Source organism: Enterococcus phoeniculicola ATCC BAA-412 (assembly GCF_000407505.1).
Classification (GTDB): domain Bacteria; phylum Bacillota; class Bacilli; order Lactobacillales; family Enterococcaceae; genus Enterococcus_K; species Enterococcus_K phoeniculicola.
The window spans coordinates 263,767-283,854 of record NZ_ASWE01000003.1 but is presented as its reverse complement, the minus strand read 5'-3'; the positions used below and the strand labels follow the sequence as shown (position 1 = coordinate 283,854).

The window sequence follows — 20,088 nt, the reverse complement described above, 5'->3', positions numbered from 1 at the left end:
TCATTATTTTTTTGCTAATTCCATTGTTTCGTTTTCTGATTTTATAAATCCCTTCACCCATTCCCATGCGGTATGAAGAACATGCGTCAATAAGAAGGCGCAAGTTGCTGTCATAAAGTATGCGACGAAAATCATCACTCCAGTAGGAAGTTTTAACCACGTATCTTTAAACACGAGTAATAATGTTTGGAAAACAAACACATTTCCTAAATAGGTTCGATAAGCATACGTAGACAGCCATTTAAAAACAGGTAGACTTGATGAATTTTTTAAAATCATTTTTGATGCAAACAAGAATACAGAAAGAACAATCAATAAACTATACAAGCTTTGAATCGTATTTAAATAAGGGGCATTTCCAAAGCTGACATCCCCAGAAGCTGATAAAAGTGATTGAATGGCAAACATCGTAATCACTAGCCCAATAGGAATCAAAGCAAATCGGATCTTGTTTAAAAAATTGTACAGTACTTCATGATAGCGAAATGCTGCCGCGCCATAGATACCATATACCATAAAACTAAGGACAAGACGGTCAAGTAAATACCAGTCTTCATTGTGTGCGCCTGTAAATACTTGATTTTGATAGAATACATACCACGCTACATAGAGGACTGTAGACAATAAAAGAACAGGAAGAACGTGTTTCTTTTGTTCAAATACTTTATACCCTAACCAAACAAAAAACGGCATAAGCAATTGAATTTGCAGCATCATTACTGTATACCATAAATGTGGACCTGCATCTCCAGTTATATATTTCAACAAAAAGGATGCTGTATCTGTATAAGGAACTTTTTGCTGAACTGCTGGAAATACAAACAAATAGACTGTTGTCCATAGCAGATAAGGAACCACGAGTTCAAAAAATTTTTCTTTTAAAAATTCTAGATAACTTAGATGCTGACTTGTTTTCACCATATTATAAACAATTGCAAAAATAAACATTGGCGCTGTATATTTTACAGCTACATAAAAGGCACCGATAAAGGCGGCAGTTGTTTCACTATGAGCATTGCTCAACGCAAAGGTTAAGATTGTCTGCATCATAACTGCTGTAACTGCAAATACCTTCTGAAAATCACTTACATTAATGTTGATTTCTTTATCTTCAAACATGTCATCTTCTCACTTTTCTTTATTTTCACCATAATTCATCCGTCAACACTGGACCTGAAATAGTTTTCATTAAGAGCTTTTTACTAGGGTTTTTAAGATATTCTTTTAATGAAAATCCACCTTTTTGACTAATTATTTGTGTATCTACCTGCTGAAAATAGGCAAGGTGCTGCTGAATTGCCGCTAGTGGCAATTCAGCTGGTTCATTTGCATAAATGAGTAAATCAAAATCACTGGTTGGCTTAACCGTTGGACGTCCTGTCGCCAACTCAAAACCTAAGCTTCCACTGACACCCCATTTTGCTCCTTGCAAAATTTCTGCTGCTTGTTTATATGCTTGATAAACAGGATAGTGGGCAATTTCTTCTTCTCGAAAACTGGATGTCTTAATAAGCGACCATGGTTGAATTACTGTATCTACAGCTTCCAGAGGGAGTTCAAAAGCAAATCTCTGGTTTCTTTCTTTCCCACGAAGCCCTACAGGTAGATAACCTTTTTTTGCTCTTCCCCGACGAATAGTTGCATAGAAAGGAGTTAGTTTCTCAAACCATTCTGGCCACGTCACCGACATGTTTTCAGTTATATGAAACTGCACAATATCATGAGCATTCATTTCTTATCCATTCCATTCTTCATTCATTTTTGTAAATACTTTGTTTGTTTCCACACGTCCGCCATTTACAGCAATATCACTGGTATAACGATTGGTTAGCATTCTGTCATCGCTTGAGCGAACATCTTTAATCGCCTTGTTTACAGCAGAAATTACTTTTTCAACACTCTTTTGCGTAGTTTCCTGACTTATTACATCTTCTAAAAATGTGTAAACTGCACCCAATTTATTGAAGCTTTGAATATCATAAGCGATTGCTGGAACAGTTTTAGAAGCAGCTTCTATTTCTTCAATACTTCGATTGGTAATACGACCAGCACTTTCTTTAGACATCGCTTGAACACTAATTTCTTGACTGTTTAATGCAATTAATCGAGAAGACTGTAACCCGTGGGCTAAAAAGGCCCCAGAGATTGCATTTCCTGCAATCACGCCAATAACAGGATGTCCTGTTTGGCGTAGTTTTGCATAAGCTGCTGCACTGTTTGCCAAAGCAACATGAATCCCTATGAGCTCTTCATTGTATCCATAAGCTTGGCTAGGCACATCAATTACAACGACAATTGGACGTTTAATTTGTTTGTCTTTATCTTCTTCATAGACAGCCTCAAGAATTTGTCCCATACGAAATCCTTCAACTAAACCAACTTCTCCATTTCTTACACGGTACATGGGATTTTTTTCATCTGGTACAATACTTGTCACGACAACTTCTTCATCAAATTTATTGGAAGAACCATAGTAAACGGTCGGAACAGATGATTTTGGCTGCGTGTAGTCTGATAATGCTTGAAACCATTGATACCCGACACTCGTATTAACTGGTGCTTTTGCTTCTTCAATCGTTGGAAGAGCAACTTCTTTTTCTTGATGATTTACTAACGCCTGATTATACTCTTCAATGTTCATAGGTTTAGAAAGATCTAATTCAGATAGTAAAGACAAGTAAAAATCTGCTCGCTGGCTTCGTTTACTATCTTTTCTTTCCTTGATTGCTGCACTTACTGCCTGATGAATGTCTTCTACTGTGTCGGTTACTATTTCATCCACAATTTGTGCTTGAAGGCGTTGACGAGAACCGATTGTATTCCAAATCAGATCTTTATCACTGGAGTCAAATTCTCTCACCCCTGCTTCTTGTTCAATTACTTCTGGACCATTTAAACCAACTCTTGCCTTCTTCGTAGAGATTAAATAGCTCATCAATGCCGATGTGATAGACATCCCGCCAAAAGAACCCACACGTCCTGGAACAAGTCCAATCACAGGCACGTAATTTTTCAACGCAACAATTAAATTTCCAATTTCAGAAATAGAAAGAAGTCCGTAATTGGCTTCTTGCAGACGAACACCGCCTGTATCAAGAATAAGGATAGGAATAATTTCATTTCCTTTTTTGTTTTCCTCTAAAACATGAGTTAAAGCAGCAATTATTTTGGCACCAGAGACTTCACCAATCCCGCCACCTTGGAATTTTCCTTCTGTGGCTATGACTACCACCGCTTGTTTATCCAGTGTTCCTCGACAAACAATAATGCCATCGTCGCTTTCTGGAACGATTCCTTGAGCAACCAGGTTTGGCGCAATCATTTGATCAAACGGATCGATAAGCTCACGTCCGCTTTTTTCATCTAATAAAGCATAGACACGTTCTCTTGCTTGTAATTCAACAAAACTATTTTTCATCTGAAATTTCCTCCATTGCTTGCGTCAAACGTAAGTAAACAACGCCTGGTGTCGCACCAAAATCATTGATGACAATATCTGACAAAATAGGATAACGATCAAAAAATCGTGTTAGCACATTTTTCCAAACCTCTTCAAAGCCATCGCTTCCTGTACAAATTTGAACAGTTGATTCAGCATTTTTTGTTGGAAACATTAAAATTTCTAAGTCCCCTGAGCCAACTACGCCCACATGAACCTTATCTTTCATTGGTTGTGTCGCTTTATAGGTGTATGATAATTGTTCCATTTTCTCTATCTCCTTTTTATGACCAAGTACGGAATTTCATTGGTGGTTCGTATAAGCCGTCTGACCACTCGATTAAATCATCAATTGTTTGTGCTGCTAATAAGGAGCGTTTTGCATCGCTTCGTTTAATTCCTAAATCTTCTGGTAATTTGACAATTCCTGCGCTTCTTAATTCATCCAATGACTCTTTCGTGCTGGTCATTCCTAGTGGTGTTACTCCGCCAATCGCTGCAATTGCCGCTTGCTTTTGTTCTTTTGATTTTGCTTTAAATAGATACGCAATCCCTTCTTCTGTCACGATATGTGTTGTATCTTCGCTGTAAATCATAACAGGGGCGTTTGCTAGTCCAGCTTGTTTTTGAACTTCAATAGCATCTAATGTTTCTACAAACACAGGTTTTTTATTTGAGCCGTAGGTTTCTACCATTTGAACAACAAGTTTTTGTCCTTTTCCTAAAGGATTGCTTTCGTCTCTCAATGATTGCCAAGCAGGAGTTGAATGTCGTCTTCCTCCCGGGTTATGTCCCATATTTGGCGCACCGCCAAATCCGGATAAACGTCCTTTTGTTACGGTAGAGGAATTTCCTTGATAGTCTAATTGCAAGGTAGAACCGATAAACATGTCTGCCGCGTATTGCCCTGCAGTTTGTGACAATGCTCGATTACTCCGCATAGTGCCATCTTTTCCGACAAAGAACACATCTGGACGAGCAGCAATATATTTTTCCATACCAACTTCTCCACCAAAACTGTGAATACTTTCTACCCAGCCTGATTCAATCGCAGGAATCATTGTTGGGTGAGGATTTAATACCCAATTTTTTGCAACTTTTCCTTTAATCCCTAATGTTTCTCCGTAAGTTGGAAGAAGTAGTTCAATAGCAGCCGTATTAAATCCAATCCCGTGATTTAACGATTGCACTTCATGTTCTGCATAAATTCCTTTCAATGCCATCATTGCCATTAAAATTTGCAGCTCAGTAATGTTTTGAGGGTCTCGCGTGAATAATGCTTCTAGTTGATAAGGCTCATCTGCCGGAACAACCACATCAATCCAATCACCTGGTATATCTACTCGAGGTAATTTATCCACGACTTCATTTACTTGAACAATAACAATTCCATCTTTAAAGGCAGCCGCCTCAACAATCGTTGGCGTTTCTTCTGTGTTATAGCCAGTATAGAGATTTCCTGCTTTATCTGCTTTATCTGCTGCGACAAGTACAACATTTGGAATCAAATCAACAAATAAACGACCATATAATTCTAAGTAAGTATGAATATCACCCAGTTTCATCGTACCGTCTTCAATCATCTGTGCCACACGAACACTTTGAGCACCTGCGTAAGAAAAGTCAATTTTGTCAGCAATTCCCTTTTCAAAGATGGTTAGATGTTCCGGACGTGAAATACTCGACATAATAATGTGCAAATGATTCACTTTTTCTGTATTCACTTTTTCTAAGCTTTTGGATAAAAAACTTGCTTGTTTTTGATTGTCGCCTTCTAACACGACTTTATCACCTGGCGTAATCACACGTTCCAGCACCTCAACAATTGACTCTGTCTGGATATATTTTCCATCCATCAATTCGCTGATTTTAGCCATTGTTTTTGCTTTTTTCTCGCGTTTACTGGCCCAGTTTCTTTTTTCTTTTTCCATTATCAAATTCATCTCCATTTTTCATATAGAAATACTGTATCCTCAATACCATGCTGCGCAAGATTTATGGTGCGTATCTCTTCACCAAACTTTGCCTGATAGAGTTTTGTTAACGTGTTCCCCGGCGGAAACTCAATCCCTATTGTCATGCCCAATTCTTTGGTTACGTCCATCATCCGATTCCATTGAACAGGGTGTGCAATGTTTGTCAATAAATCCTGTCGAATCTCTTCTTTGTCCGTTGTCGACCGTCCGTCAATGTTTTTCATGTAGGTACAACTAGGTGGTGACAGCTGTGCTTCCTCTACAAATGATGCAAATGCTTTAACCGTGTCATCCATAAGCACACAGTGTGAGGGGACGGGAACTTTTAGAAGCTTTGCTGTCTGTGCTTGATATTGTTTGGCTTTCTCTAACGTTCGGCTCATTGCTTCAATACTTCCCGATATCGTTTGCTGCATCGGACAATTTTCATTGGAAACATACACTGGATGGGCTTCATCAAATGTTTCTTTCACTACACGTTCAACCTCTGTCCGTGTTAGACCTACAATCACTCCCATACCAAATCCTGTGGGGTAGGCTTGTTTCATCAAAGACGCACGCTTATATACAAGAGAGAGCATCTCGTCAAAGCAAAGCGTTTCACACGCATAGGCAGCTGCAAATGCGCCAATCGAATGACCTGCTGTAATATCTGGAAAAATCTTTCTTTTCTTCAGTTCATCCGTATAAAAAGCGGCTTTTACCACAAGGGCTAGCTGAATAAATACGGTATCTTCATAGCTAGAGGGGGTCTCTTCCAATAAAATACCCGTTACCTCTTTACACTTGTCAATGTAAAACTTAGGAACATCTGCTAACAGCCCTAACGACTGACTTCCCTGTCCAGGAAACAAAAATCCGCTACTCATAGTGCACCTCCTTTCACTTGTGATTTTCTACACCCATCTTAACCAATGTTTGCTATAATGATAAATATCGATATAATAAAAACCTATAACCAAAAAGATATGAATGGAGGGAATTACAGATGAACTATCTGCATCTACGCTATTTCAAGAAGGTCGTTGAAACAAAAAATATTACCCAAGCAGCCAAAGAATTATTTATTTCTCAACCTGCATTGAGTCGGGCAATGAAAAACTTAGAAAAAAGCTTAGATGTCCCTCTATTCTCCCACCAAGGTCGAAATATAGAGCTCACGACTTATGCAGAAACTTTCTATCCTTACGTTTTAGAAAGCCTGCAGGCACTTGATGATGGACTAGAAGCACTTCACTTGATGAATGAAGAAACTATTTCTTCAATTGAACTTCATTTAGAGGTGGCTTCTATCTCTATCCCTAGCTTAGTTCGGACCTTCTTAGAAAAGCATCCAGATATACAGCTGACAATCATGCAACATGATGCTTTGCCAGACTATACCAAACCAAATGTCTTATCGATTACTTCTGAAAAAAAGGCGGGACTTATTAATGTGCCTATTCTTACAGAACCTGTTTGTATAGCGCTTCCAAAAAGCCACGTACTCGCTTCTAAACCAAAAATTTATTTGGCTGATGTTTTATCTGTACCGATTATCATGCTTTCAAAGAAGAATGCCTTTCGTAAAACGATTGACCTAGCTGCTCAGGGAAAGGGGATTGAGCTCACCATCGGCTCCATCACAGATGACCCAGCCACCTTACGTTCCATCCTTCATCAAGGACTTGGTGTCAGCTTCTTTCCAAAAATTTCCTGGTCCTATGAGGAAAGTGATCCTTTTGTGATTCGCCGAATTGAAGACTTTCCAATTGAACGAACGGTGTATCTGTCTTCTAATCTAACCGAAGATAATCCATTAGCAAAAACCATTGCCAATACGCTAAAAGAGTTTTTTGTTACACGAAACAGCTATACTAATGAGTAATTCACTCATTCATTAAGAACCTCAAGTTAGACCCCCTTATCTAATTTGAGGCCTAACTTTAGCGTCCGTTTATCATCTATGTGTAGTTGTTCTCCGGAATCAATCGCCTCATTTTTTCCAGTGACTGATTATCGGAGTATTTCTAGCTGGTTCTCATTCTCATCAAATGAAGAAACGCTCTTCTTTCCTCCAACGAATCGACTTTTTTCTTAAATAAATGACAATTGAATATGCTCGTTATCCTTCACAATTGCTTCAACAATTTTATAGACAGAAGTGGCATCATTTAGACTAACCAGCTCTACTGGAGAATGAGAATAGCGTCTTGGCACAGCTAGTGTTCCTGCTGGCAGACCGCCATTGGCATGAGTGAGGGCAGCGCCATCTGTCGTGTATCCTCCGCTGACAATCGCTACTTTTTGTAGAGGAATCGCTAAGTCCTCTGCCTTCTCTTCTATAACTCGTCTTACCGCTGGATGAATAAAGCTAAAGAAACGGATACCCACACCATCGGCAATAGGCAATCCCGGTCCATGATTCAAACGAATCGGTAGCTCAACCTCTGTATCAACTTCTGGGGTATCTCCACAAGGAATTGTATCTAGGGCAATCGCATAATCTGCTGGCACACGGAAAACAGCTGTTTCAGCACCAAATAGTCCAACTTCTTCTTGAACCGTAAACACACCGTACAAGGTACCTACAAAATCTTCTTTCTTCAAATTTCTAAATAACTCAATTAAAATCGAGCAGCAAATACGATCATCTACAGCTTTTGTTGCTATGTAGTCCTTATTATGCATTTCCATGAAATCACTAGTCCAAATGATTTGATCTCCAATAGCAATCCCAGCTTCCTCCACTTCTTCACGAGAAAACATTGCTACATCCACATAACATTCTGAAGCTGATTTTACTCGCTTTGCTTCCTCTGGTGATTGTAAATGACCGGGTTTGTTACCAATGACACCTGGAATATGATTCTTTCCAATAAGCACCTTTCGCCCAGGCAATAAGTTATCAGGAACGCCACCAATTTTCTCAAAAAGGAGAAATCCATTAGGCAAAATATTTTTGACAATTAACCCTATTTCATCCGTATGGGCGGCTAACATCAAATTTGGACCTTCTTCTCTTCCTCTTTTTATCGCAATAATATTTCCTTTTGGATCTACACTGACCTCATCTGCATAAGGAGTAAGTAAAGACAGTACTTGGTGAATCACCGGCTGTTCTTGACCTGACCCTCCATGAACTTGCGTTAATTCTTTCAATAAACTTCGTAAATGCTCTTTTATCATTAATTTTCCCCTCTTTTTCACTTGATAATTTTAGTGTAACAGGTGTTTTGCTATTGGTTAAATACCTCTTTTAAGAATAACGATACCAAAAAGGTTATGGTTCTTTAGAACTGATAAAAAAGGAACATTTTTTTCGTAAATCCGCTACTAATTCCAATAAAAAACCTTCTATTCCTCTCCTAGTTTTCCCCATCTTCTTTATTAAATAAATACGCAAAAAAGAGCAAAAACAGCGGGCTGTTTTCACTCTTTTAGTTGCTTCCATCATAAGAATCAATTATTTTGCTTCAATTAATTCTAAAGGAGAATCAATTTTATCATCTATTTTTTTCCCAGCAAAGTGATCGTAAGCTGCTTGTAAGGAAATTTTGCCCATTTCTACTGGCTGTTGCACAACAGTTGATGCCATCTTGCCTTCGTTAACTGCTTCGATGCCCTCATCATTTCCATCAAATCCAATCACTAACACATCTTCTTTTCCTGCGCTTTCAATGCTTCTACTGCGCCTAGTGCCATTTCATCGTTTTAGGCAAAAAAAGGCAGCAATGTCAGTCATTCTTTTCTACAAACGGATAGTCAAAGTGCTCATAGGCAAGTGCGGTTGCAACACGCCCTCGCTGAGTTCTTTTAATGAATCCTTTTTGAATTAAGTAAGGCTCATACATATCCTCAACTGTCTCTGTTTCTTCTCCAATATTCACTGATAAGGTGCTTAAGCCCACTGGACCGCCCCCATACAATTCAATCATCGTTCGTAACAGCTTTTGGTCAACATAGTCTAGTCCGGCTTGATCGACTTGAAGCATCACTAATGCTTGGTCGGCTACGTTTCGATCAATCACACCATCTGATTGGACCTGTGCAAAATCTCGGACTCGTTTTAATAAGCGATTGGCAATTCGCGGCGTTCCTCTAGAACGTCGAGCAATTTCAATCGCTCCCTCTTCAACAATTTCTGTTGCAAAAATATCAGAAGAGCGAAGAACAATTTCTTTTAAATCATGTTCTTCATAGTATTCCATGTGAGAGATAATGCCAAACCGATCTCTTAATGGCGCTGAAAGCATCCCTGCTCTGGTGGTTGCACCAATCAGGGTAAACGGTGGCAAAGGGAAGTGAACAGGATGTGCCGTGGGTCCCTGTCCTACCATGATGTCTACATAAAAATCCTCCATCGCTGAGTAAAGCATCTCTTCAGCTACTCGCGGAAGCCGATGAATCTCATCAATAAATAAAACATCGCCAGGTTCAAGCTCATTTAATATTGCCACCAAATCACCTGGGCGCTCAATTGCAGGCCCACTTGTCGTCCGAATATTTACCTGCATTTCATTGGCAATGACCATCGCCATTGTAGTCTTTCCTAAACCCGGTGGTCCATAAAGCAAAACGTGATCTAATGATTCTTCACGATTTTTTGCTGCTTCAATATAAATGCTGAGTTCCTGTTTTACTTTATCTTGTCCAATATATTGAGATAAATATTGAGGACGCAATGACTTTTCTAAACTCTCTTCTTGCTCATTTGTTTCCGGCGAGACAATTCGTTCTTCTGTCATAACTAGTCCTCCCTACTTCTTCATCATAAGTTTTAAGCCCAGACGGAGATACTCATCTGTTGCCATAACAGGCTCTTCTTTAAGGAGTTTTGCTACACGCTTGCATTCTTTATCGCTATATCCCAAAGCTGTAAGTGCAGACAAGGCTTCATCCAGCGCTTGATTTTCTGAAGAGACTGGTGTGTTTTCTACCGCTACTTCTCCAGCTAATTCGCCAAGCTTACCTTTCAAGTCTAAAACCATCTGTTGTGCCGTCTTCTTTCCAACTCCCGGGAATTTTATCAGATAAGTAACATCGCTTGTTTCAACGGCACGAATTAACCCTTCATGATCTTCGTTAGCCATAATAGCAAGAGCACTTTTTGGCCCAATACCCGAGACACTGATTAAGCGCAAAAATAATTGTTTTTCTTCCAGTTGATTAAAGCCATAAAGTAAATGAGCATCTTCTCGTACTACTTGATGAAGATAAATTTTCACTTCCTGATTCATTTTTGAACTATAACGATAAGGATTTCCCATCGCAACCTGATAGCCTATTCCCTGATTTTCAACTACTATATAAGCAGGGCTAATAAACGTGACCATTCCAATAATATATTCGTACATGTTTTTTCCTTTCTGGACATATGTTCGCTTTATTGTAGCACAAATTCATCGCCGAAAAAAGCCGACTAGCACAGATATGGCTTGTCTTGAAAATAAGCAGGAAAACTTATGATTCTATTTCTCACTTAAGAAGAACAAAAAAATCTGAGACATCACTCCTTTTGAATGACCGCTCAGATTCTTTTCATTTTTGCTTTTATTTTACTAACTGTTTATAGGCTTCATAGCCTTCTTCTTGCATTTTTTCTAACGGAACAAATCGAAGCGAGGCAGAATTGATGCAATAGCGGAGTCCCCCCGTATCTTTCGGTCCATCTGTAAATACGTGCCCTAGATGTGAATCGCCTTCTTTACTTCGCACCTCTACCCGATGCATACCATGAGTAAAATCTGCTTTTTCTGCAACCCATTTCTTCTCAATAGGCTTTGAAAAAGATGGCCAGCCACATCCAGCATCAAATTTATCCGTTGAAACAAACAGGGGCTCTCCACTTACAATGTCCACGTAGATTCCTTTTTCATAAAAATCATCATATTTCCCCGTAAAAGGTCGCTCTGTTGCATTTTCCTGTGTAACTGCGTATTCAATTGGTGTCAGTGTCTTTTTAAGCTCTTCTTTTGACCAGTTTCCCACAAGCAATCATCCTCCTTCTAAACAATTTCATCTGTTTTGAAAAAGTATAGCACAAGGTAGAAACTTAATGGATTTTGATGCTTTTTTTCTTAAATTAGACGTGACAACTGTTTTCATATTTGTATTTCCATAAATATTGCATACATGCGGCAGTCAACACGCCGCTAAAAAATGAATGAGAGGTCGGGACAGAAGCAACTCCTTCGAAAACAAGCTGAAATTCCCAAAGCTTTGAGGAACGATCTTCGTGAATTCCTTCTTATTTCTTAGAACTGAACACTTCTGTTCCGCCCTTATCCATTTTCTTATAAATTCTATTTTTTAAATAGTCTTGCCCACAAACCAGCTTTTTTTTCAGACTCTGCTTGTGTTGACTGTGTTTCTTGTTCTACCGACTTGGATTCACTCGATGCTTCTTCTGGACTCTCATCAGCAGCCACAGATTCTTCTTTTTCAACAGCTTCCTGAGTGGCAGAAGAACCAATCTCTACTGGTTGTTTTAACTCCTTTACTTGCGTTTGAAGTAATTCTATTTGTTTATTTGCATGAAGGGTTAATTGCTGTTGTTGATCGACCAATTTTTGTTGTGTTTTTAACATTTCTTGCAGCTGATGAATTTGTTCATCTTTTTTTTCGATAATTCCTTTTAGGTAATCACCATTTTCAACCGGGGATTCACTAGGTAAAGACTCAGTTGCCACTTCGTCAAACTCCGCTCTAATCATTGATATAGCAGCTTCTGTAAGGTAGGTAACATTTCCCTCTTTGTAGGTAGAATCATCAGGTAATTTTCTCACACGATATTTTACTTTATCCTTACTAACGCCTAGTTGATCAGCGAGTTCTTTAATTGTTAAATCAGCCATTTGTCCACTTCCTCACTTTTTAACTTCCTTAAGCTTTTCTTCGTCGCGCAAATTCCACAAATCGAAATTTATCAAGTTGATGAATTGATTCCGTATATTCAAAACATCGAGTATCTTCTAAATAAACTAAGCTTCTTACGACAACGACATGCTCCTCTTCTGGTAGCTCCATTAATTCTCGCACTTCTTTATTTGCTGACTCTACAGTAATTTCCTTTTGTGCATAAGCAATCTCTAATTTTAAATCATTCTCAAAATAATCATAGATAGAGTCTTCTGCACGTTCCTTAGGCAATTCTGGTATAACAGATTTTAATAAGTAATCTTTATCCAAAATAACCACTTCGCCATCAATTTTTCTCTGACGGATTAACTGCCAAACAGCCTCGCCTGCGGGCCAACCGGTAAGCTCACTCAATTTTTGAGGGACGGTTGTCTCCTCTAAAGTGTGCACAATTGTCTGACTTGGAATTGCCTGTGTCTTTTGCAGCTCTTTATAACTGGTTAGACCGGAAATAGGAAAATCAAATCGATTTAAATCTAATACTATCGATCCTTTCCCTTGTTTTTTTTGAATATAACCAGCATTCGTTAACAAATTTAACGCTTTACGAATCGTTTCTCTAGAAACTCCGTAAATCTTAATCAACTGATTCTCACTAGGAAGTAATGTATGGGGAGGATATTCATTTGCTAAAATTTTCTTCTCTAAATCTAAAAAGATTTCGTTAAACTTATTCATGCCCTACTCCTTATCTCTTTTCTACATACAAGTATAAGCTCCACCTTTTTTTAAATCAACCACTAGCTTTAGACAAATTTTATCATCTTCTTCCTATAGATAGAAGAAAAGTAGACAGTTTTCTCCTTTCAAAAAGGAAAACTCTGCCTACTTTTTAGTTATACACGAAGCAATGCATCCACCGACAGCTCATCCAATTGCTTGACTACTTGGTCTGCCCCTTCTAGTGCCTCTTGTGTTTCAATGCCTACTGCATACATTCCTGCTGATTTAATCGCTTGTATTCCGGCTTGTGCATCTTCAAATCCAACTGCTTCATCTGGTTGAATCGATAAAGCATTTGCCGCCTGAAGGAAAATCTCCGGATCCGGCTTTCCTTTTGCTAACGTATTAGGGTCAACAATGATTGAAAAACGTTCTTTGATTCCTAATTTATCTAAAATGAAGGGTGCATTTTTAGAAGCTGACGCAATTCCGCAAGGTATATTCTTTTCAGCAGCTTCTTTAAGAAATTGTTCTACCCCGGGTAATAAATCCGCTGGTGTTAACTCTTGTAGAAGAGTCACATAGTGAGTGTTTTTCTTTTCTGCGAACGCTTCTTTTTCCTCCATAGAATACTGATTTTCTTTTTTTCCATACTCAAGAATGCGCTCAAGTGAATCCATTCGACTAATTCCTTTTAGTTGTTCATTAAAGGCTAAATCAATCGTAATTCCTAGTTCATCTGCAAGCTGTTTCCATGCAACATAGTGATATTTTGCTGTATCTGTAATAACACCATCTAAATCAAAGATAAATCCTTTTCTCATGCTTTATTCTCCTAACTGAATCGTCACTTGTTTTGCTGGTAGAAGATGAACAGATTTATTTTCTACCATAATGGTCGCTTCTTGATCTGCTTCAATTTCTAGCGTTTCTTCTGAAACTGAAATTGAAAAATTAATTCCTCTAATTGACATTTTAAAAGATAACTCTTTCCATTGTTCAGGAAAATGTGGTTGAATATGAATCCTGTCTTGTCGAATATCAATCCCTGCAAAAGTCGTCAACGTAATGAATAGAGTTGCCGCCATGACACCTGCATGTATCCCTTCAGCAGTTGTCCCTCCTTGTATATCTTGATAATCTGACCTTAGTGCCTCTTGATAAAGTTTCCAAGCAAGCTGTCTATCGTCAACAATCGATGCTAACTGGGAGTGAACAATCCGAGATAACGTTGAACCATGAGAGGTTCTTTCTAGGTAGTAAGCCAAGTTTTTTTCCAAATAATCTTCTGGTAACTCACATTGTAAGTCTGTTAAAATTTGATCCACGCGTGATTTATGGAGGTTATAAAAAATCATTAAACTATCTGCTTGTTTAGCCACTTTAAATTCGTCTGCCGATCGTCCCTCTGCTTGAAGAATTCGATCCATACGATAGATATTTCCGTATTTCTCTTTATAAAATGTCCAATCCACTTCCTCTAAATCAAAGTAGCCTTCAAATTGGGCAATAATCCCCTCTGAATTAATTTCTAGATGAAGATTATGCTTGATGTGTTCCATTTCAGCGAGCTGTTTAGAGGTTAAAGCGACTTTTTTCTGGATACTTTTTAAACTATCTGCATCATAGGTTTGGTAGATTTTTTCAATTTCTTCAAATAACCAAACAACCATCATATTCGTATACGCATTATCAGTTAAACCGCCAGTTTGACTTCCCGGGTACGCTTCATGAAATTCATCTGGTCCCATCACACCGGCAATCGAGTAGCACCCCTTCTCCTCGTCAAACGTGGTCTTGCTCAACCAGAATTTTGCAATTTCCAACAGAAGCTCAATACCATAGTCCACCATAAATAAACGATCATTCGTGTTATTTCCATAGAGCCACACATTGTAAGCAACAGCTAATGATACATGTCTTTGTAAGCGACTGTGATCTTCTCCCCATTCACCTGTAATCGGATTAAGATGCAGCTCTTGCGATTGCTCAGACCCATCTAAGCCGGATTGCCACGGATACATCGCTCCTTCATATCCTTCTTTTTTTGCTGCTTCTTTTGCAGCGCCTAATCGATGGTAGCGATAGAGCAGTAGTTGTCTTGCAGTTTCCGGGAAATGAATAATATAAAATGGAAGAATAAATAGCTCATCCCAAAAGATATGTCCTCTATAGGCTTCTCCGTGCAATCCACGAGCGGTAATAGAGGCATCTAGCGTAGAATTGGCTACAGGAGAGCCCGAAACAAGCATATGATACGTATGCAGATGAAGCATCTTTTCCGACATAATATCCCCTGACACTTTGATTTCTGCTTGTGCCCATAATGTATTCCACGCCTCAGCTGATGTGCGCTTCACCTCGTCAAAACTAGGAAAGTTTTGATCCGATAAAACTTTTTCAGGTAATTTCTCGCCTTCTTTTGCCATGAAGACAGAAACAATTTTTTCAAAAGTAACGGTTTCTCCTTTAGTTACAATGACAGGAATTGTCTGATATATCGCTGTTTTCGTTATTTCTGTTGTTACTTTGTCTAAAGAAATCGTCTCACTCTTCAATTCTGACTGCTGTAGAATTTTTATATTCGATTGGCGTGTTTGAGCAATCAAACTCGTTTTTCCGTCGACTGCTTCTTGCTCCACCACATCTAGATGGGTGTTTGTTAGGCTACGGTAACGAGCCACATTGTAGTTATAGACTCCACCATCTGAAACACTCATCAATTCAATTTCTCCAGTGAAATTCAGCGGAGTAACTTGATAAGATAGCGCATAAAGATGCATGTTCTCCATACTAACTACCCTTTTAGCAACTACTTCAAGTTCTTTTCCAGTTTTCGTTAAAAATCGGGTCGTACTTGTAAACACCCCAGTACGCATATCTAGCGTACGCTGTAGACCTTGAATCTGTGATGCATCAAAAATAAGTTCTTCTCCATCAATTTTAAGCGTCATTCTTTGCATATTGGGTGCATTAACAAAATCTTCATTCTTAATTTTCTGTCCAGAAACCTCAGAAATTGCTGTATTATACAAACCTGCTAAATAAGTAGCCGGATAATGATTCTCACTAATTTTCATTTCAGGTGTTGTTCCTCGAAGTCCAATAAATCCATTTCCTGTTGTCAAAAGTGACTCCACTGCATATTCATCTTTTCCTGGATGATAGCCGTAATACCGAAGAAGCCAGCTCATTTTTTCTTTTTCTTTTTTTAGCGCTTCTTCAATAGAACTCGTCACCTCTGATTCAAAAATAACTGGATGATTCCATGCTTCACTCACCTCTTGTCGAAAAGCCTGTAACTCTTGATTAGGTTCTCCTTGTAGTTGAAACATTGCGCTTTCTTCTCTTGGAAATTCACTGTTAAATCGCTCTGCTAATTGAACAGCTGGTACTTTTGTAAATGGACCCGTCTCAACAAAACTAGTCTGTCCATTTGTTACACGTAGCTCATTATTTATAATTTTAATGGTTAGCATAGTATCCTCTCCTAACTTGTCTATACATGTCAAAGTGAGTATAAATGATTTTGAAAGCTTTTTCAAGAGAAACCTATCTTTTTATTTTTTTTCAAATGATTGATGAGTAATTAGTTTACTCTAAATTTTTTTTGCCTATTATAGAAGTATTTTTTTTCTTCAAAAAAAAAATTGTAAAACGCTTGCATTTTTATCAAGCGGCATGTATTATGAAAGCGAATTAAGAAACTTGTATACACAAGTTAAAATGAAAGGGGTAAATGAGTATGGGTAAGTACCAATCGGATGCCGAAACGCTTTTAAAAGAAATCGGCGGAAAAGAAAACATTGCTGCAGTCAGCCATTGTGCGACAAGAATGCGTTTTGTCTTAAATGATCAAAGCAAAGCAAATGAAAAAGCCATTGAAGATATTCCAAGCGTAAAAGGAATGTTTACAAATGCTGGGCAATTTCAAGTTATTATTGGCAATGACGTTCCAGTTTTTTACAATGATTTTGTGGCAGTTTCTGGTGTTGAGGGCGTCTCAAAGGATCAAAGTAAAGCATTAGCAAAACAAAATCTGAATCCAGTACAACGCGCAATTGCTGTATTGGCAGAAATTTTCACACCACTTATTCCTGCAATTATTGTCGGCGGGTTAATTCTTGGCTTTCGTAACGTATTAGAGGGAATCCAATTCGGTGGTTCAACAATTGTTGAAAAATCTGTTTTTTGGAATGGTGTGAATGGTTTCTTATGGTTACCTGGAGAAGCAATTTTCCACTTCCTGCCTGTTGGAATTACATGGAGTATTGCAAAAAAAATGGGTACTACACAAATTTTAGGAATTATTTTAGGGATTACATTAGTATCACCGCAATTATTAAATGCTTACAGCGTTGCAGGAACTGCTGCTGCTGACATTCCATTTTGGGACTTTGGTTTTGCTCAAGTACAAATGATTGGATACCAAGCACAGGTAATTCCAGCAATGTTAGCTGGATTCTTACTTGCCTATTTAGAAATTTTCTTCCGAAGAGTGATTCCACAATCCATCTCCATGATTTTTGTGCCTCTCTTCTCATTAGTGCCAACGATTATTGCCGCACACGTCGTTTTAGGTCCTATCGGCTGGACAATTGGCAGCTGGATTTCAGGTATTGTAAATGCAGGATTAACCTCTTCCATTAGCTGGTTGTTCAGTGCAGTCTTTGGTTTCCTTTATGCCCCTTTGGTTATCACAGGACTGCATCATATGACCAATGCAATTGATATGCAGTTAATCGCTGATTTTAAATCAACGAACTTATGGCCTATGATTGCTTTATCTAATATTGCGCAAGGCTCTGCTGTATTAGCTGTTATCTTCTTACACAAAGGAAATGAAAAAGAAGAACAAGTTTCTATTCCAGCTATGATTTCTTGTTACCTTGGTGTAACAGAACCTGCTATGTTTGGGATAAACCTAAAATATGTCTATCCATTTGTTGCCGCAATGATTGGTTCTGGACTTGCAGGAATGTTCTCTACCCTGATGGGTGTTCGTGCAAATGCGATTGGTGTTGGAGGACTACCTGGTCTTTTAGCTATTAACACTACTATTGGCGGAGGATGGATTGCCTATATCCTAGCCATGGGTATTGCTGTTGCCATTCCATTTATCCTAACCATTGTCTTTCGACGTCAAGGAATCTTAAACAAATTAGATCCTGTTGGAGCAAACGGAGCTCTATATTCACCTGAATTAGAACCTGCATTAGCGGGTGCTTCAAGCTCAACAAACTTTACAGCAGAAACACCACTTTCTACTACGACTCAAACAACGGTTGAAATGTATTTTGCGCCAACAGATGGGACTATTATTCCAATTACGGAAGTAAAAGACCCTGTCTTCTCTCAAAAAATGATGGGTGATGGCTATGCGATTCAACCAGCTAGCTCTTTAATCTATTCACCAGTAGAAGGGAAAATCACCAATATATTTGATACGAAACATGCGATTGGTATTTTAACGCCTGGCGGAGCAGAGGTTCTTGTTCACATGGGCTTAGATACGGTTGAGTTAAAAGGAGAACCTTTCACTGTCCACGTGAAGGAAAATGATCAAGTGACCCCTGATACACTGCTTGCAGAAATGAATTTAGATGATGTGAAGCTTGCTGGAAAAGAGACGGATATCATTGTTGCTCTTACAAACGATGACAGAGTACACGACTTTAAACTTTCTGCTACAGGTGTTGTCAAACATGCTCAAAAAATTGGGGAAGCAAACGTAAATTAATACTGACCTCTTTTTCAAAAAGTTGAGGTTGAGATAAAAGGGTTCAGCTTCGAGAACCAAGTGGTTATCTACAAAACCATCAGCTTCTACACCTATTCCATATGTAAAAGCTGATGCAAGCGTTTCTATTTTTGAATTCTATATGAATAGTTTACGAGGGTGAGGTCGGGACAGAAGTGTTCAGCTTATTTTCGAAGCCTTCAACTCTAGCATGTCTCATGCGTAGAAGTTGTTGAGAGACAAACGCAGCGGAGACCTTCAACTCTAGCATGTTCCATGCGTAGAAGTTGTTGAGAGCGAAACGCAGTGGAGATGAGTTCCTTCTGTTCCCAACCTTTATTAAAGTCTTACAAAGGTGGGACATAACTTAATTAGTTATGTCCCACCTTTTCCTTATTCTAGTTTTTTCTTTGAGGGAATTTGAGTTCTTTGGACGAGAGTTCGTAAGATAAACCACTAGGGACTTTGTATCCATTGAGAAGTAAAAATAAATTCTTTAAAAATTTACTTTTCGGAATGTTCTGTTTTGGATAGACTACAAGATACTAATAAGTATTCTCACGAGATGTAAAATGGTAGAAAAACAATAAAAGAACTTGCGGATGAGCTTGGAATTTCGCTTCCACTAGGAAGTTAGACCAATTAAAATTCACAAAAAGAACGCCCGTATCGGTTGATATGGGCGCTGCTTGGTTTAATTCGAGATTATGTGAACCTAGTGATTAAATAACAATGTTTAAATTTTAGCTATTGAACACTTGAAATAATAGATTAAAACTCCGTAAGAAAACGTTTGCGAAGTTTCTAATTTTAAGGTACATTCAATATACATTAAATTAAGGTTGTTATATTACCGAAAAAAATTGTTGTTGGTTTGTTGTCATTTGAGTTAATGTTTTCACCTTTGACACCTGCAGTGTTTGCAGATAATGTTCGTTTAGATTCGAGTCAAGAAACTTATTTTGAACAAGAAATACCTTCAATTAGTGCGAGCGAGTTTAGTAATGGCTGTCTAGAAGATGGTTCGTTGCCTCCCGATGAGTTTATAATCAGACCTCACAGTGGAATTAGTACTTTTAGTTCTGGGGGTTATAACTATGTGTATAAACGTACTTCAACAAAGATTATTAAAAAGGATGCGGTAGTTGGGGCTCATCCAGGTATTGGACCTACTAGAAATGTTGCTTTCTATTACCTAAGCAACAAAAAAGCTTCGGCTAGTTTTTCTTTTGGCTACGGTGGCGTATCTGTTAGTTTTGCCCCAATGAGTTCAGGCGTTACAGGATATTCAATTAAAGCAGTATCAAGTGGATATACTCAATTGAGAATACGTGCAAATGTGTGAGAAAGTAATGATACAGTTTCTGTGT

18 protein-coding genes are annotated in these 20,088 nt (G+C 38.4%); 3 read left to right on the top strand and 15 right to left on the bottom strand.

Annotation, left to right across the window (positions count from 1 at the left end; all coding sequences use genetic code 11):
- Positions 1 to 3: 3 nt before the first annotated feature.
- Genes I589_RS12070 through I589_RS12045 form a run of 6 tightly spaced genes read right to left on the bottom strand, consistent with a single transcriptional unit; the run spans position 4 to position 6,284 of the window.
- Positions 4 to 1,119: an acyltransferase family protein gene (locus I589_RS12070; protein WP_010768045.1), complete on the bottom strand. Its 1,116-nt coding sequence runs from the start codon at positions 1,117 to 1,119 to the stop codon at positions 4 to 6.
- 25 nt (positions 1,120 to 1,144) lie between these two features.
- Positions 1,145 to 1,732, bottom strand: coding sequence for a malonate decarboxylase holo-ACP synthase (locus I589_RS12065; RefSeq protein WP_010768044.1), 588 nt, complete (start codon positions 1,730 to 1,732; stop codon positions 1,145 to 1,147).
- A gap of 3 nt (positions 1,733 to 1,735) precedes the next feature.
- Positions 1,736 to 3,418, bottom strand: coding sequence for a biotin-independent malonate decarboxylase subunit beta (gene mdcD / locus I589_RS12060; RefSeq protein ID WP_010768043.1), 1,683 nt, complete (start codon positions 3,416 to 3,418; stop codon positions 1,736 to 1,738).
- Positions 3,408 to 3,707, bottom strand: a complete 300-nt coding sequence (locus I589_RS12055; protein WP_010768042.1) for a malonate decarboxylase subunit delta — start codon at positions 3,705 to 3,707, stop codon at positions 3,408 to 3,410. The genes mdcD and I589_RS12055 overlap by 11 nt, the downstream gene beginning before the upstream one ends.
- A 16-nt stretch (positions 3,708 to 3,723) precedes the next feature.
- Positions 3,724 to 5,370 (bottom strand): malonate decarboxylase subunit alpha, encoded by a 1,647-nt coding sequence (gene mdcA / locus I589_RS12050; protein ID WP_010768041.1) that lies wholly within the window; start codon positions 5,368 to 5,370, stop codon positions 3,724 to 3,726.
- An 8-nt stretch (positions 5,371 to 5,378) separates the two neighbouring features.
- Positions 5,379 to 6,284 (bottom strand): acyltransferase domain-containing protein, encoded by a 906-nt coding sequence (locus I589_RS12045; protein ID WP_010768040.1) that lies wholly within the window; start codon positions 6,282 to 6,284, stop codon positions 5,379 to 5,381.
- A 119-nt stretch (positions 6,285 to 6,403) separates the two neighbouring features.
- Between I589_RS12045 and I589_RS12040 the strand changes: the two genes are divergently transcribed.
- Entirely contained in the window at positions 6,404 to 7,282 is an 879-nt protein-coding gene (locus tag I589_RS12040; protein WP_010768039.1) for a LysR family transcriptional regulator, read from the top strand.
- 209 nt (positions 7,283 to 7,491) lie between these two features.
- On the opposite strand, the gene I589_RS12035 is transcribed toward I589_RS12040, so the two are convergent.
- The 9 genes from I589_RS12035 to I589_RS11995 form a co-directional block, all read right to left on the bottom strand.
- Positions 7,492 to 8,583 (bottom strand): M42 family metallopeptidase, encoded by a 1,092-nt coding sequence (locus tag I589_RS12035; RefSeq protein WP_010768038.1) that lies wholly within the window; start codon positions 8,581 to 8,583, stop codon positions 7,492 to 7,494.
- A gap of 277 nt (positions 8,584 to 8,860) precedes the next feature.
- Positions 8,861 to 9,052, bottom strand: coding sequence for a substrate-binding domain-containing protein (locus tag I589_RS12030; protein ID WP_010768037.1), 192 nt, complete (start codon positions 9,050 to 9,052; stop codon positions 8,861 to 8,863).
- 79 nt (positions 9,053 to 9,131) lie between these two features.
- On the bottom strand, positions 9,132 to 10,142 hold the full coding sequence (gene ruvB, locus I589_RS12025) for a Holliday junction branch migration DNA helicase RuvB (RefSeq protein ID WP_010768036.1): 1,011 nt from the start codon (positions 10,140 to 10,142) through the stop codon (positions 9,132 to 9,134).
- A gap of 12 nt (positions 10,143 to 10,154) precedes the next feature.
- Positions 10,155 to 10,751, bottom strand: coding sequence for a Holliday junction branch migration protein RuvA (gene ruvA, locus I589_RS12020; RefSeq protein ID WP_010768035.1), 597 nt, complete (start codon positions 10,749 to 10,751; stop codon positions 10,155 to 10,157).
- A 196-nt stretch (positions 10,752 to 10,947) separates the two neighbouring features.
- On the bottom strand, positions 10,948 to 11,385 hold the full coding sequence (msrB, locus tag I589_RS12015) for a peptide-methionine (R)-S-oxide reductase MsrB (RefSeq protein ID WP_010768034.1): 438 nt from the start codon (positions 11,383 to 11,385) through the stop codon (positions 10,948 to 10,950).
- A 314-nt stretch (positions 11,386 to 11,699) separates the two neighbouring features.
- Positions 11,700 to 12,251, bottom strand: coding sequence for an AsnC family protein (locus I589_RS12010; RefSeq protein WP_010768033.1), 552 nt, complete (start codon positions 12,249 to 12,251; stop codon positions 11,700 to 11,702).
- 28 nt (positions 12,252 to 12,279) lie between these two features.
- Positions 12,280 to 12,993, bottom strand: a complete 714-nt coding sequence (gene treR / locus I589_RS12005; protein WP_010768032.1) for a trehalose operon repressor — start codon at positions 12,991 to 12,993, stop codon at positions 12,280 to 12,282.
- Between the two features lie 158 nt (positions 12,994 to 13,151).
- Complete coding sequence (gene pgmB, locus I589_RS12000) at positions 13,152 to 13,802, bottom strand: beta-phosphoglucomutase (protein ID WP_010768031.1); 651 nt, start codon at positions 13,800 to 13,802, stop codon at positions 13,152 to 13,154.
- Between the two features lie 3 nt (positions 13,803 to 13,805).
- Complete coding sequence (locus tag I589_RS11995) at positions 13,806 to 16,457, bottom strand: glycoside hydrolase family 65 protein (protein ID WP_010768030.1); 2,652 nt, start codon at positions 16,455 to 16,457, stop codon at positions 13,806 to 13,808.
- 266 nt (positions 16,458 to 16,723) lie between these two features.
- Here I589_RS11995 and treP point away from each other — a divergent pair, with 266 nt between their 5' ends.
- Both treP and I589_RS11985 read left to right on the top strand, forming a co-directional pair.
- On the top strand, positions 16,724 to 18,718 hold the full coding sequence (treP, locus tag I589_RS11990) for a PTS system trehalose-specific EIIBC component (RefSeq protein WP_034685212.1): 1,995 nt from the start codon (positions 16,724 to 16,726) through the stop codon (positions 18,716 to 18,718).
- Positions 18,719 to 19,595: 877 nt separating this feature from the next.
- On the top strand, positions 19,596 to 20,063 hold the full coding sequence (locus I589_RS11985) for a hypothetical protein (RefSeq protein WP_162140355.1): 468 nt from the start codon (positions 19,596 to 19,598) through the stop codon (positions 20,061 to 20,063).
- Positions 20,064 to 20,088 lie beyond the last annotated feature (25 nt).

Bases quoted from the DNA above. Each gene is read 5' to 3' on its own strand.
- mdcA (WP_010768041.1), bottom strand. From the start codon at position 5,370: ATGGAAAAAGAAAAAAGAAACTGGGCCAGTAAACGCGAGAAAAAAGCA.
- I589_RS12035 (WP_010768038.1), bottom strand. From the start codon at position 8,583: ATGATAAAAGAGCATTTACGAAGTTTATTGAAAGAATTAACGCAAGTT.
- pgmB (WP_010768031.1), bottom strand. From the start codon at position 13,802: ATGAGAAAAGGATTTATCTTTGATTTAGATGGTGTTATTACAGATACA.
- treP (WP_034685212.1), top strand. From the start codon at position 16,724: ATGGGTAAGTACCAATCGGATGCCGAAACGCTTTTAAAAGAAATCGGC.
- I589_RS12045 (WP_010768040.1), bottom strand. From the start codon at position 6,284: ATGAGTAGCGGATTTTTGTTTCCTGGACAGGGAAGTCAGTCGTTAGGG.
- I589_RS12055 (WP_010768042.1), bottom strand. From the start codon at position 3,707: ATGGAACAATTATCATACACCTATAAAGCGACACAACCAATGAAAGAT.
- I589_RS12065 (WP_010768044.1), bottom strand. From the start codon at position 1,732: ATGAATGCTCATGATATTGTGCAGTTTCATATAACTGAAAACATGTCG.
- I589_RS12010 (WP_010768033.1), bottom strand. From the start codon at position 12,251: ATGGCTGATTTAACAATTAAAGAACTCGCTGATCAACTAGGCGTTAGT.
- I589_RS11995 (WP_010768030.1), bottom strand. From the start codon at position 16,457: ATGCTAACCATTAAAATTATAAATAATGAGCTACGTGTAACAAATGGA.
- mdcD (WP_010768043.1), bottom strand. From the start codon at position 3,418: ATGAAAAATAGTTTTGTTGAATTACAAGCAAGAGAACGTGTCTATGCT.
- ruvA (WP_010768035.1), bottom strand. From the start codon at position 10,751: ATGTACGAATATATTATTGGAATGGTCACGTTTATTAGCCCTGCTTAT.
- treR (WP_010768032.1), bottom strand. From the start codon at position 12,993: ATGAATAAGTTTAACGAAATCTTTTTAGATTTAGAGAAGAAAATTTTA.
- I589_RS12040 (WP_010768039.1), top strand. From the start codon at position 6,404: ATGAACTATCTGCATCTACGCTATTTCAAGAAGGTCGTTGAAACAAAA.
- I589_RS12070 (WP_010768045.1), bottom strand. From the start codon at position 1,119: ATGTTTGAAGATAAAGAAATCAACATTAATGTAAGTGATTTTCAGAAG.
- ruvB (WP_010768036.1), bottom strand. From the start codon at position 10,142: ATGACAGAAGAACGAATTGTCTCGCCGGAAACAAATGAGCAAGAAGAG.